Raw genomic sequence first — 12030 nt, 5'->3', positions numbered from 1 at the left:
GGACCGGTCGCTTCGCCCTCGGGGTATGAAGGTGGCATGGAAGCAGAAGCATGGGACGAGCGTTACCGCGCCGAGCCGCACCCGTGGGGCCCACAACCAGCGGCCACGATCCGTGCCCGCCTCGAGGAGGCGAGCCCGGGATACGCCATCGACCTCGGCTGCGGCGACGGCAGGCACGCCAGGTGGCTGTACTCGCGGGGCTGGCAGGTCACGGCCGTGGACTTCTCGCAGGTGGCGCTGGATGCGGCACGGGAGAAGGAGTTCGGCTCGGATATCGACTGGCAACTTGGCGATGTCACGACGTGGCGGCCGGGGCGGCTACCGGTGGATCTCGTGCTCGTCGGGTTCCTGCAGATCGACGTCGACCGGCTCGGCTCGGCACTGCGCAGGGCGGGCGGCTGGCTCGGCGACGGCGGACGGCTGCTCTACCTCGGCCACGCCAGGGAGAACTACGAGCGTGGGGTCGGCGGCCCGCCGAACCCACGCGTGCTGCCCAGTGTGGCGGACCTGGCCCTGGCCGCCGAGGGCCTTCGGGTGGATTCGCTGCACCACGTGTTGCGCGATACCGGCAACGGGACGGCCATCGACGTGCTGCTCGACGCGCGAACGTGGTGATCAGTCAGGGGGCAGGCGGTCGAGGCGTCGGGAACGCGACCGCAGCAACCGCACCACGAGCACGAGCAACGCAAGACCGATCAGCACGAGCAGCAGTACGGCGTTGGAAACCTGGCCGGTGAGGTCCTGCAGCCACGCCTGCAGCGAGAACTGGGTGTCGACGCTGGTGAAACCACCCAGGTTGGCGGTGCCGTCGGTGAGCAGGAACAGCAGCCCGATGCCGACGAACAGGATGCCGGACACCAGGTTGGTGCTGTGCGTCCGCAGCCGCCCGAGCCGGATCTCCCTTCCGCGCAACCACGCCTTCTTGCCCAGGTCGAAGCGGTCCCACAGCAGTGCAAGCGCGAACAGCGGAGCCGCCATGCCGAGTGCGTACAGCGCGAGCAGCGTCGCGCCGTAGCCGGGCTGCCCTCCCGCAGCCGACACGGTGAGCACGCTGCCGAGCAGCGGTCCCGAGCAGAATCCAGCCAGCGCGTAGACGGTGCCGAGTGCGAACACCGAAGCGCCGGAGGACAGTTTGATCCTCGCCGCGACCCGCCCCGCCGACGCCAGCCCGAACCCGATGCCCGCGATCATGGCGAGGCCGAGCGCGATCAACACGGCACCCCCCACGGTCGTGGTGACGTCGCGGTAGCGGGTGACGAGTGAGCCAACGGCGGCCACGCCCGCGCCGAGCGGCACAAGCACGACCAGCAGACCGGCGTAGAACGCCACGGTACGCCTGGCGAGCGCACCGACGCCGTCGAACGCGTAGGCGAAGAACGACGGCAGCAGCAGCGCCGAGCAGGGGCTCACCAGTGACAGCAGCCCACCAAGGAAGGCGCCGAGTAGCCCGACCTCGATCATGACTTGGCGGCGGCGGCCTCGTCGATGGCCGAGGTGAACGCCTCGAGCGGCTGGGCACCGAGTACCGGTTTGCCGTTGATGACGAAGGTCGGAGTGCTGGACACACCGAGCGCGGTGGCCTCGTCGATGTCGGCCTTGATCGCGGCGTCGAATCGGGTCTGACTCAGTGCGGCGGTGAACCGGTCCAAGTCAGCCACCCCGGCTTCGCGCGCGAACCCTCGCAACGCCTCCCTGGTGAGATCGGGGTGCCCGTTCGTTGGCGAGGCGGCGTAGAGCGTGCGGTTGAACTCCCAGAACTTGCCCTGCTCCGCGGCAGCCCTGCCCGCCCGCGCGGCGACGAGGGATTCCTCGCCGAAGATCGGCAGGTCGCGCCATTCGATGCGCAGCACGCCGGGCTCCACGTAGCGCTGGAGCAGTTCCGGCTCGGTGTCGCGGCTGAACTTGGCGCAGAACGGGCACCGGTAGTCCGAATACATGACCATTGTCACCGGCGCGTCCGCCCTGCCGACGGCCATCGGGTCGCCCTCGGCTCGGCGGGCGAGGGTGTCAAGCGGGCCCGCCTGGGTGCCTTCCGTGCGCGACTGCGACTGTTCCGTCGCCGTGCTGTCACCGGAGGGCTTCGCGGCGAAGTAGGTGATGAGACCTGTGGCGACCAGCACGAGAACGACGACGAGGACGACGTCGCGCTTTGCCGTGGACGCCGAGCGCGTACCTGGCATCGGCACTCCAACTCGATCGAAGCTTTAACTACTAGAGGCCATAGTAATGAAGTCCCCGCTCGACATTCCACGCCCACTACTATGTTGATTAGTATTGCTCGTTGGTGACCGTGGACCGAACGCGACTGGAGCAGACGTGGTGACGACCGAACCGGCCAGGCGGGCGAAATGGCATCGCCTCGGAAAGGCCACGCTGCTGGCGGCGCTGGCACTCGTGCTGGTCGGTGTACCAACCGACATCATCGCCAACCCGGTGTTCTCCCGCGAGGTCCCGGTCAGGTGGTGGGAGTACCCGGTGCTGGCGGCGACCGTGCTGCTCACCTGGTCCTGGTTCGCCATCCAGGCACCACCGCCACAGGAGCGGGAGTCACGGCGACCGCTGGCGGGCGTGGTGCTGTCGGTGTTCGCGGTCGGCTGCCCGGTGTGCAACAAGCTGGTGTTGCTCGCACTCGGCACCTCCGGCGCGCTGGGCATCTGGGCACCCGTGCAGCCCTTCCTCGCGCTCATCTCGATCGGCCTGCTAGGCGCGGCCGTCGCGCAACGCTGGCGGCGCCGTGACTGCGACGGCGATCGCTGCGGGGTCCCTGAGGTGTCTCAGCCCGCCACGCCGAGGCAGTAGAGCGCCACCGCCAGCCCCGTCGCCGCCACCACGGCGAACGCGGGCAATGCCGCCAGTACGGCGGCCAGCGCGTAGTCGAGCCGGACCGGCAGCCGCCGAACCGCCGCGCGTTCGTGCGAAAGCCACGCCAACCGCACCTCTACTGCCTCCCGCGACATCGCCAGCGCGGGTTGCGGGGCACCGGACGTACTGACAGCCAGCAACGCGGCGCGCACCGGGTCGGGCCCGTGACGGCGGGCGGCCGCCGCATCGGCGGCCAACTCCACCAGCACCCGCACGGTCGCGGGTGCCCTGCGGCACAGCGGAACGAACGGCAGCGCGGCGGCGAGCACCTCAGCGGCCAGCACCAGCAGGTGGTGACGACCACGCAGGTGTGCCCGCTCGTGCGCCAGCACCGCCTCACGTTCACCCTTGGTGAGCTGGTGAAGCCCCGCGGTCGCCACGATCGCCCCACGACGGCCGCCGATGCTGTATGCGACGGGAGCCGGCTCCTCCAACCAGATCACCGAGCTGTCACAACGGCACACCATGCGCAGCAGGGTCAGATGCCTTCGCCGCCACCGCCGCTGCCCGCGCAACCTGCGCACGGCCACGACCGCCGTCCAACCGAGCAGCCCTGTCAGCATGGCCGCGCCGCCGAGCGCGGCCATGTGCCCCCACGTCACGTCGCCACCCGCGCGAAAGACATGCAGGCAGCTCTCGGTCACTCCGATCATGCGGTCAAAGTCCGTCGAGCCGGGCAGCACCAGCAGCACCGCCGCGGCCGCGATCGCGAACAGCATCGTGACCGCAGAGGCGACCCAACCCGCGAGCGCGAGCCCCGGACGCAGTCCCGGGGTCACAGCGAGCGAGAGGTAGCGAGGCGCCACCCAACCGATCATCGCGGCCGCGAGCAGCAGGCCAACCGCCAAGGTCATCGTGACCTGTCCTTGCGCAGTGCCCGCCGCAGGATGTCGGATTCCTCCTGGCTCGCCGAGCGCGCGAAGTGCAGCAGCACCCGTTCGGTGTCTCCGCTGGCGTCCAGCACCTCACGCAGCAGCCGCGCGCCGACCTCCTCCCGCGATTCGGCGGCGGTGTACTCGTAGGCGCGGCCTGCTCGTTGCCTGCGGACGTAGCCCTTGCCGTGCAGGTTGTCCAGCACCGTCATCACCGTCGTGTAGGCGAGCGGGCGCTCGGTGTCCAGTCGCTGTAACACGTCGCGCACGCGCAGTGGTTCTGTCACCGACCACAGCACGTCCATGACCCTGGCCTCGAGCTCACCGAGTCCTCGCATGCGGACCACCTTTCCAGCCTCGGCCGATGATAGTTGCCGCTCGCGCGTGTCGGACGCGAGCGAGGCGCTTCGCGCTGGCGCTGGGCCGTTCGGCCAGGTCCGGTGCGTGCGAATGGCCCAGTGCCACGACTGCCCCGTCACCGAAATGACCAACTCGTTACGCGCAAGCGCGCGGCCTGTGATGTTCGTTCGAACCGAAAGCCTGGGCACGAGTCTTGCCTTGCCCGCGCGCCATCCGGCAAAGTGACTCGCGCAAACGTGAACGGGCGGTCGGGGGCTCGGAGGTTGATGCCGCTTTCGTACGGGAACTGCTCCCGTGCACAGGCTCCAGGAGGAACGGTGGCTCTGACCCCAAGCGACGTGCGGGAAGCCAGATTCAAGGACGCGCAGGGCGGCAGGCCGGGCTACGACAAGCACGAGGTGGACGTCTTCCTCCATCGGGTCGCGGCGACACTCGCCGGAAGGGACTCACTGACCGCCGAGGACGTGCTCGGTTTCACCCCGCCGAAACGCCAGGAGGGCGGCTACGCGGTCTATGCCGTCGACGCGTTCTTCGCAGAGGTCGCGCTGACCCTGATGGAGCGCAGCACGGCCGTGCCCACCGCCGAACGCGAGCCCGCGGTTCCGGTGGCACACCCCGCACCACCCGCGCACGCGACCTACCCGGCGCCGCCCGCTGCCCCGGCACCCCCACGGCAGCCACCGCACGGCAACGCCGTTCCGAGGCCACGCCCGCCGGTCTCTACCCGACCGCATCCCGCCAACGGGCATTCACTCGTGGCACCACCGCCGGCCCCCGCAACGCACACCCAGCCGCCGCGACACGAGGCACCTGCCACACAGCAGGAGCCCGCGCAGGCGCAGGTCTACGACGAGGACGAGGTACACGCCTTTCTCGCCAGGATCGAGGCGACGGTGGCGGGAAGGGACCGCGTCACCGCGCAGGATGTGCTGGCGGCCAGGTTCAATCCCCCGCCTCCCGGCAAGCGCGGCTACCGGGAGACGGAGTTCCTCTACCTGGTGGCCGAGAGCCTGAAGAACGCCGAGGGCGGGGCTGCCCAGGCGGTGCGGGCGGTACAGTCGGCCGCGCCTGCCATGCCCGCCATGCCCGCCGCGCCTCCGGCTCCCCCTGCTCCCGCCGCGCCTGCCATGCCCGCCGCGCCTCCGGCTCCCGCTGTACCCGCCGCGCCTGCCATGCCCGCCGCACCTCCGGCTCCCGCTGTACCCGCCGCGCCCGCGGTTGCTGCCGCACCCTCGCCCCCAGCGGCGCCAAGGCTGACCGCCGACGAGATCAACAACGTCCGCTTCCACCAGACCCCACCCGACGAACTCGGCTACTCCGAGGACGAGGTCGACACGTTCCTCGACCGGGTGGAGGCCACGCTGGAAGGTGAGGATGTACTGACCGCGGAGGACGTGCGGCAAGTCAGGTTCGGCGAAGTGCCCGGTGGCTACGACCAGGACGAGGTCGACACCCTGCTGGACCTGATCGAGTACAGCCTCGACGGCTGAGCCGGCTCAGCCCGCCGCGAGGCTCCGCAGTTCGGCCAGCTCGCCGTTCTGGCTGTCCACCGCGTTCTGAGCGAACAGCTTGGCGAGCGAGTCCACCCCGTCCCGCAGTTCGAGTTCGGCGATCTCCACGGCACCCTCGTGGTGCTCGGTCATCAACCGCAGCCATTCCTGGTCGAACTCCGTACCCGAGGCCTGCTCAAGCCGCTGCAACTCCTCCTCGGACAGCAACCCGAAGTCGCCGTGGCCGATGCTGTCGCCATGGTTGGGCGGCGCCACCGGCTCATCCCAGCCCTGCAACAGCGCCATGAGCTGCTTCATCTCCGGACCGCGCGCACCGTGGATGCGCCGCGCCAGCGCTGTCACCTCCGGATCGGCGGAGCGCTCGAACGCCAGTCGTGAGATCACCACAGCCTGCTCGTGGTGCGGGAGCAGCCGCTGCGCGAACTTCACGTCCTCGGCGTTGTGCTCACTCGGCGCGGCTTCGTCACCCGTGGCGCTGCCCGAGGGAACGCTGGCGGCAGGAGCACCGCTCTTCGGCTCGGCGCTTCCTTCGACATCGCTGTCACAGCCGGACGCCAAGCCGAGCACGGCAGCGGCGCATGCCCCTAGCAGGTACTTCTTCGAAGCCATCCGGTTCCTCTCGGTCGCGTCCTTGGCCGGTACCACGGCCAGGGCATGATAAGCGGTTTCGACCTGCGCGAAACCGGCACCGGACGCGCGGTCGCGTGCCACTAGGCAAAAAGGACAACCCGGCACGCAACGGTACGGGCGGGGTAAGCGCCGTGGCGGCAGCCGGTCACCCGTCAGCATGGCCTGATTACGCGCGGAAATGCAGATGCCAGCGACACCACTCACACTCGGCGCTATTCGGTCATTCAGCACAACAACCGGCTCACGGTACGTGATCTTTTGTGCGATCCAACAGAAAGGAGATGCCCGTGCGATTCCGCCAAGCCATGGCCGTACTGGTACTCGCGGCAGGCGCGACCCTGCCGATGGCAGGTGTCGCGTCAGCCCAGGGCGACAAGGACTGCGGCGACTTCACGACGCAGCAGGAGGCGATGGAGGCCCACGAGCAACTCGACCCCGAGGACGCCTGGGAACTCGACAGGGACAAGGACGGCAAGCTCTGCGAGGAACTTCCGGTCGGCCCGCCGCAGCAGCCGCCGGAATCGGAGTCGGAGTCGGCGGCTCCCCCTGCTCCACCTGAACAGCCGCGACCCGGCGCGGACGGCCAGGTGCACAGGGTTCCGATGGGTGGCGTCGACACCGGCGACGGCTCGGCGGCCGGGGACGACTCCGCGGCGATGCCGATCCTGCTGGGCGTAGCGGGACTCGGAGCCGTGACGGCGACCGCCGTGTTCACCATGCGGCTGGCACGCAGGTCCGAGCAACGCTGATCGCTCTCGCCCGGCGCCGCGCGGGCTTGCACCAGCGGCGCCGGGCGAGCACCAGTTGCGGTGGGTCAACGCGGGGCAGGACCGGTAGAGGCGCGAATCTCCAGGTGGGACGGCAACACCACCTGCGAGCCCGACCGCGACCGCCGGATGCCGTCACGCACACCCAGTAGCAGATCCACCGCGATCCGGCCCGCCTCCTCGAACTGTCCGGCGAGCGTGGTGAGCGACGGCGAGCAGAAGTCGGCACCGAAGATGTTGTCGTAACCGACCACGCTGATGTCGTGCGGCACCCGCACCCCTCGGTCGGCGAACCGCCGCAGCATGCCGATCGCCAGCAGGTCGTTGTGGGCGATGGCGGCGGTGGCGCCCTTACCGATCGCTGCGTCCGCCGCGGCGGCGCCACCACGAACCGCTGGCGGGAACGGACCGAGTCGCTCCGCCGTCATGTCGAACTGGCGCGCTGTCGCCCTGATCACCTGCCACCGCTTGGCCGCGAGCCAGGACCTTCGCGGACCCGCGAGGTAGACCACCGACGTGTGGCCTAACGAGGCAAGGTGCTCGATGATCTGCCGGGTACCGTCCTCGTGATCGACGATCGCACTGGGCACGCCGTCCACCTGCCTGCTGACCAGGGTCAACCGGTGCCTGCTCGCCAGTTCCTTGATCCGGCTGTCCGACATCCGGCTGGCGGCGATGACGAACCCGTCCACCGACCCGCTCAGCCGCTCGATGTTGCTGGACTCCAGATCGGGTGACTCCTCGGTGTCGCCGAGGATCAGCGTGCAACCGGCAGCGCGGGTCTGCTGCTCCGCTCCGCGAATGATGCCGAAGAAGTGCGGGTTGGTGACGTCGGCGACGAACAGCGCCACCGTCTGGGTGCGTCCGGACGGCAGCGCCCTCGCGATCGGGTTCGCCCGGTACCCCAGCCGCGTCGCCACCGCGAGGATGTGCTCGCGCGTCCGCGCGTTCACGCGGTCCGGCCGAGCCAGTGCCCGCGACACCGTTGACGGCGCCACCCCTGCCTCGTTCGCGACGTCGTAAATGGTCGGTCGCTTCCCGTCATCCTCGAGCACGCCGCGACACTAGCCCGCTGTGGCAACAAATGGCAACCGCTTGCCATCCGGTTGTCGGCCCACTTATGGTCGGCCGCCAGAAACGCTCGGCGTCGAGAGGGAACGGTTGATGAGGGCTGTCGTCCTGACCAAGCCACACCAAGTGGAGGTGGTCGAAAACTGGCCGCGACCCCGGTTGCGGGCGGACGAGGTCCTTGTGGGGATGCGCTCGGTGGGCCTGTGCGGATCCGACCTGGCTGTCCACGAAGGACATCGGGAGCCGCCGGCGTTGCCGTGGGTGATGGGGCACGAGGGTGGCGGTGAAATCCTCGCCGTCGGCGCCGATGTCACGCAGCGGCACGTCGGGCAGCGCGTGGTCGTCGAACCGAACTACAGCTGCTTCGAATGCGATGCCTGCCTGGCGGGTGCGACCTCGGCCTGCGCGGGCCGGGGAATAGTCGGCATGAACCTTCCCGGACTTCTCGCGGAGCAGGTAGCGGTACCTGCCCGCTTCACCTGGCCGGTGCCCGATTCGATCTCCGACGCGACTCTGGCGTGCGTGGAGCCGCTCGCCGTCGCGAGGGCGGCCGTGCGCCGCGCGCAGGTGCGGCCCGGTGAGAAGTGCCTCGTGGTCGGCGCCGGTTCGCAGGGACTGTTCCTGTGCCAGGCACTACTCGCCGCCGGCGCCGCACCGCTGGTCGTCGAACCCATACCCGGCAGGCTGGAACTCGCCGAGCGAATCGGCGCCACCAAGGCGGCCGCCACGGGTGAGAGCAGCTTCGCGATCGTGTTCGACACCGCGGGAACCCCGCAGACCTGGGACATCTCGCTGCGCTCTGTGGCGCGCTTGGGCACCATCGTGATGATCGGTATGGGCAGCGAGCCGGTTTCGGTTTCGCCGATGGAACTCGCGAGGCGGCAGCTGGAGATCCGTGGCTCGCTCATCTACGACCACCCCGGCGACTTCTCCGAGACGGTAGCGGCCGTTGTGGACGGTTCCATCCAGCCTGCCGAGGTGCTGCACGAACGCTTCCTGCCCTCCGATGCCGCGAGCGCCTTCGCGCTGGCCCGCTCGGCGCCCGGCAAGTCCTGGATCGACCTGTCCGTCTGGCGGGAGAACAGCGATGACTGAGCCGACCGGCAGCAACCACGAAGGGACCGCGCAGCCACCCGGTCGCGGTGAACCGGCTCCACTGCGCTGGTTGTCGCTCGCGGAGGCGGTCGTCGGCGGCCTGCTGCTCACCGTGATCTTCGCGCTGATGCTGTTGCAGGCGGCACAGCGGTACCTGCCGACCGGTGGTTGGGTATGGACAGGAGAACTGGCGAGGTTCAGCCTGGTCTGGCTGACCTTCGCCATGTCGGGCTACCTGCTCGGCCGGGATGCGCACGTGACACTCAAGCTGATCGATCACATGACCACCGGCCTGATGCGCCGCCTGGTGTGGGTCTTCGCCAACATCACCGTCGCCGTCGTGTGCCTGAACCTGGCCTACGAGGCATTCGAACTCGTCGCCTCGCCGTCGCGGCAAACCTCACCCGCACTCGGCCTGCCGGTCGGCTACTTCTACGTCATTCCCCTTGTCGGGCTGCTGCTGACCACCGTCCGCTCCGTCGTCGCGGTCTTCGCGCCCGCGCCGGTTTCGAAAGAGGAGCCTTCGGCATGAACATGGCGCTGCTTGCCGCCGGGATCATCGTCCTGCTCGCGCTGCGAGTTCCTGTCGCGTTCGCGTTGCTGGGTCCGTGCATCACCTACGTCACGATGAACGGGCAGTCGCTCGGATTGAGCATGCGTGAGGTCACCGGGGCGATCGACAGCTTCCCGTTGCTGGCGGTGCCGTTGTTCATCCTGGTCGGGGTCATCGCCAACCACGCGGGCATCGCCGACCGGCTGTTCGACTTCGCACTGTCGGTCATCGGGCGGATCAAGGGCAGCCTCGGCTACGTCAACATCGGGGTGAGCCTCGGGTTCTCGTGGATGAGCGGCTCCGCACTCGCCGACGCCGCCGGCCTAGGCAAGGTCGAGGTACCGGCGATGGTGCGCAAGGGCTACTCCAAGCGGTTCTCGGTCGGCATCACAGCGGCGTCCAGCCTGATCGGTCCGGTGATGCCACCGAGCATCCCCGCTGTCATCTATGCCTCGATCGCGGCGGTATCCACGGGTGCGCTGTTCGCGGCGTCGGTGGTGCCCGCGTTCCTCATGGCAGCGGGACTGGCCGTCGCGGTGTTCGTCTGGGCACGCAGGCAGTCGCAGTTGCAGGCGCAGCCGTTCGACTGGGCGCGGCTGCGGAAGGCGACGCTGCGGGTGCTCGGGCCGATGCTGACTCCGGTGATCATCCTCGGTGGCATTCTCGGCGGGCTGTTCACCCCCACGGAGGCAGCCGCCGTCGGCGCGGCCTACGTGCTCCTGCTGGGCATGGCCTACCGCAAGATCCGGGCGCGCGACCTCGGCGCGATCCTGCGTGACACGGCGGCCACCACCGCCTCCATCACGCTGATCCTCGGCGCTTCCGGGCTGCTGGCCTGGATTCTCGCTCGGGAGCAGGTGCCTGCCGCCGTCGCAGAGCTGCTGCTCGGCTTCACCGACAGCCAACTCGTGTTCCTGCTGCTGATCAATGTGCTGCTGATCTTTCTAGGGGCGGTGCTCGAGGGCACCTCGGTACTGGTGATCACGGTGCCGATCCTGTTGCCGATCGCCGCCGAGTTCGGTGTGGACCCGCTGCACTTCGGCGTCATCACGATCATCAACCTGATGATCGGCTTACTCACCCCGCCGATCGGTGCCGTGCTCTACGTGCTCAGCCCGGTCACCAAGCTGCCCGTGCACGAGGTTTTCCGTGGCACGGCTCCATTCCTGATCCCGCTGTTCGCCGTGCTCATGCTCGTGACGTTCGTGCCGTCAGTCGTCACGTTCCTGCCCGCGGCACTCGGGCTGTGACCCCAACCGAAACCATTGGAGGAGGCGACGATGCCCACCAAGAACAGGTACCGGCTACTCACCATCGTGTCCGCCGCGGCACTGCTGGCCACGGGCTGCACCGCGATGAGCGGCAGCGAGAACGGCGACTCGTCGGACGGCTCGGTCACCCTCTCGTTCGCCAACAGCTACACGACCCAGCACCCGCACACCCGCTGCGGGATACAGGCGGTGGCCGACAAGATCAACGAGCAAGGCAACGGCGTGACGATCGAAACCTTCCCCAACAGCCAGCTCGGCGAGGACACCGAACGCTTCACCTCGCTGATGTCCGGTGACGTGGACATGGATGTGCAGGGCTCCTCGGCGCTGGCCGCCACCTATGCGTCGATCGGCGTGCTGGACATGGCATACGCCTTCGACGGCGCCGACCAGCTTTTCGAATTCTTCGACAGCGAAGCGGCCAAGAAGCTGAAGGACGACTTCGCCAAGGAGACCGGGGCACGCATCCTGGACGTGTGGTTCTTCGGGATGCGCCACTTCACCGCGAACAAACCGATCCGCACTCCGGACGACCTGCGGGGACTTCGGATGCGCTACCCGGACTCACCGATCTACCTTGAGAACGCCAAAGCCGTCGGGGCGAGCGCTACCGCGGTGGCGTTCGAGGAGGTCTACCTGGCGCTGCAACAGGGCATCATCGACGGCCAGGAGAACCCGGTGCCGACCATCGCGGAGAAGAGCCTGGACGAGGTGCAAAGCCACGTCAGCCTATCCGGTCATCAGACCGGCTCCCAGCTCATAGTGATCAATGAGGACAGCTGGCGCAAGCTCTCCTCCGAGCAGCAGCAAGCACTCCAGCAGGCCGTTCACGAGACCAGGTCGGCGAACCGGGACTGCATCGAGCAGGAGGAGAAGAAGATACTCGAGCAATGGCGAAGCGGCGGCGACATGACGGTCGTTTCCGACGTGGATCGCGAAGCGTTCGCCAAGCGGGCCGGTGACTACTTCAACAGGACGCTTTCCGGCGAGCAGTTGGAGCTGTACCGCAGCGTGCGGCAGTCCGCCGAGTAGGCGTCT

The 12030-nt window shown here is 68.6% G+C and carries 14 protein-coding genes; 8 read left to right on the top strand and 6 right to left on the bottom strand.

The genetic code is table 11. The features are described 5' to 3' along the window. Positions 1–36 precede the first annotated feature (36 nt). On the top strand, positions 37–615 hold the full coding sequence (locus FHU38_RS02570) for a class I SAM-dependent methyltransferase (protein WP_167166125.1): 579 nt from the start codon (positions 37–39) through the stop codon (positions 613–615). Here FHU38_RS02570 and FHU38_RS02565 read toward each other — a convergent pair whose 3' ends face one another. Both FHU38_RS02565 and FHU38_RS02560 read right to left on the bottom strand, forming a co-directional pair. Next, complete coding sequence (locus FHU38_RS02565) at positions 616–1461, bottom strand: cytochrome c biogenesis CcdA family protein (RefSeq protein ID WP_167166124.1); 846 nt, start codon at positions 1459–1461, stop codon at positions 616–618. It abuts the gene before it with no gap. Further along, positions 1458–2180: a DsbA family protein gene (locus FHU38_RS02560; protein ID WP_167166122.1), complete on the bottom strand. Its 723-nt coding sequence runs from the start codon at positions 2178–2180 to the stop codon at positions 1458–1460. The genes FHU38_RS02565 and FHU38_RS02560 overlap by 4 nt, the downstream gene beginning before the upstream one ends. A 136-nt stretch (positions 2181–2316) precedes the next feature. Between FHU38_RS02560 and FHU38_RS02555 the strand changes: the two genes are divergently transcribed. Further along, entirely contained in the window at positions 2317–2799 is a 483-nt protein-coding gene (locus FHU38_RS02555; RefSeq protein ID WP_167166120.1) for a hypothetical protein, read from the top strand. On the opposite strand, the gene FHU38_RS02550 is transcribed toward FHU38_RS02555, so the two are convergent. Both FHU38_RS02550 and FHU38_RS02545 read right to left on the bottom strand, forming a co-directional pair. After that, positions 2775–3716: a M56 family metallopeptidase gene (locus FHU38_RS02550; protein WP_167166119.1), complete on the bottom strand. Its 942-nt coding sequence runs from the start codon at positions 3714–3716 to the stop codon at positions 2775–2777. The genes FHU38_RS02555 and FHU38_RS02550 overlap by 25 nt on opposite strands. After that, on the bottom strand, positions 3713–4072 hold the full coding sequence (locus tag FHU38_RS02545; protein ID WP_167166117.1) for a BlaI/MecI/CopY family transcriptional regulator: 360 nt from the start codon (positions 4070–4072) through the stop codon (positions 3713–3715). Before FHU38_RS02545 ends, FHU38_RS02550 begins: the two co-directional genes overlap by 4 nt. 339 nt (positions 4073–4411) lie before the next feature. Here FHU38_RS02545 and FHU38_RS02540 point away from each other — a divergent pair, with 339 nt between their 5' ends. After that, positions 4412–5584, top strand: coding sequence for a DivIVA domain-containing protein (locus FHU38_RS02540; RefSeq protein ID WP_167166115.1), 1173 nt, complete (start codon positions 4412–4414; stop codon positions 5582–5584). A gap of 6 nt (positions 5585–5590) precedes the next feature. Here FHU38_RS02540 and FHU38_RS02535 read toward each other — a convergent pair whose 3' ends face one another. Further along, positions 5591–6214, bottom strand: a complete 624-nt coding sequence (locus tag FHU38_RS02535; protein WP_167166113.1) for a DUF305 domain-containing protein — start codon at positions 6212–6214, stop codon at positions 5591–5593. 308 nt (positions 6215–6522) lie between these two features. On the opposite strand from FHU38_RS02535, the gene FHU38_RS02530 reads away from it, so the two are divergent. Beyond that, positions 6523–6984 carry an excalibur calcium-binding domain-containing protein gene (locus FHU38_RS02530; protein ID WP_313886643.1) on the top strand — a complete coding sequence of 154 codons (462 nt, stop codon included), beginning with the start codon at positions 6523–6525 and terminating at the stop codon, positions 6982–6984. Positions 6985–7049: 65 nt separating this feature from the next. Here FHU38_RS02530 and FHU38_RS02525 read toward each other — a convergent pair whose 3' ends face one another. Continuing rightward, positions 7050–8057: a LacI family DNA-binding transcriptional regulator gene (locus tag FHU38_RS02525; protein WP_167166111.1), complete on the bottom strand. Its 1008-nt coding sequence runs from the start codon at positions 8055–8057 to the stop codon at positions 7050–7052. A gap of 109 nt (positions 8058–8166) precedes the next feature. Between FHU38_RS02525 and FHU38_RS02520 the strand changes: the two genes are divergently transcribed. The 4 genes from FHU38_RS02520 to FHU38_RS02505 are packed head-to-tail and all read left to right on the top strand — an operon-like array spanning position 8167 to position 12024. Beyond that, on the top strand, positions 8167–9168 hold the full coding sequence (locus FHU38_RS02520) for a zinc-dependent alcohol dehydrogenase (protein ID WP_167166109.1): 1002 nt from the start codon (positions 8167–8169) through the stop codon (positions 9166–9168). After that, on the top strand, positions 9161–9700 hold the full coding sequence (locus FHU38_RS02515) for a TRAP transporter small permease (RefSeq protein WP_167166107.1): 540 nt from the start codon (positions 9161–9163) through the stop codon (positions 9698–9700). The genes FHU38_RS02520 and FHU38_RS02515 overlap by 8 nt, the downstream gene beginning before the upstream one ends. Next, entirely contained in the window at positions 9697–10971 is a 1275-nt protein-coding gene (locus tag FHU38_RS02510; protein WP_167166105.1) for a TRAP transporter large permease, read from the top strand. Before FHU38_RS02515 ends, FHU38_RS02510 begins: the two co-directional genes overlap by 4 nt. A gap of 30 nt (positions 10972–11001) precedes the next feature. After that, positions 11002–12024, top strand: a complete 1023-nt coding sequence (locus FHU38_RS02505; protein ID WP_167166103.1) for a DctP family TRAP transporter solute-binding subunit — start codon at positions 11002–11004, stop codon at positions 12022–12024. Positions 12025–12030 lie beyond the last annotated feature (6 nt).

The organism is Saccharomonospora amisosensis (assembly GCF_011761185.1).
GTDB lineage: Bacteria > Actinomycetota > Actinomycetes > Mycobacteriales > Pseudonocardiaceae > Saccharomonospora_A > Saccharomonospora_A amisosensis.
This window is presented reverse-complemented; position numbering and strand designations above follow the sequence as displayed.

Bases quoted from the DNA above. Each gene is read 5' to 3' on its own strand.
- FHU38_RS02545 (WP_167166117.1), bottom strand. From the start codon at position 4,072: ATGCGAGGACTCGGTGAGCTCGAGGCCAGGGTCATGGACGTGCTGTGG.
- FHU38_RS02550 (WP_167166119.1), bottom strand. From the start codon at position 3,716: ATGACCTTGGCGGTTGGCCTGCTGCTCGCGGCCGCGATGATCGGTTGG.
- FHU38_RS02505 (WP_167166103.1), top strand. From the start codon at position 11,002: ATGCCCACCAAGAACAGGTACCGGCTACTCACCATCGTGTCCGCCGCG.
- FHU38_RS02510 (WP_167166105.1), top strand. From the start codon at position 9,697: ATGAACATGGCGCTGCTTGCCGCCGGGATCATCGTCCTGCTCGCGCTG.
- FHU38_RS02515 (WP_167166107.1), top strand. From the start codon at position 9,161: ATGACTGAGCCGACCGGCAGCAACCACGAAGGGACCGCGCAGCCACCC.
- FHU38_RS02570 (WP_167166125.1), top strand. From the start codon at position 37: ATGGAAGCAGAAGCATGGGACGAGCGTTACCGCGCCGAGCCGCACCCG.
- FHU38_RS02520 (WP_167166109.1), top strand. From the start codon at position 8,167: ATGAGGGCTGTCGTCCTGACCAAGCCACACCAAGTGGAGGTGGTCGAA.
- FHU38_RS02560 (WP_167166122.1), bottom strand. From the start codon at position 2,180: ATGCCAGGTACGCGCTCGGCGTCCACGGCAAAGCGCGACGTCGTCCTC.
- FHU38_RS02535 (WP_167166113.1), bottom strand. From the start codon at position 6,214: ATGGCTTCGAAGAAGTACCTGCTAGGGGCATGCGCCGCTGCCGTGCTC.
- FHU38_RS02565 (WP_167166124.1), bottom strand. From the start codon at position 1,461: ATGATCGAGGTCGGGCTACTCGGCGCCTTCCTTGGTGGGCTGCTGTCA.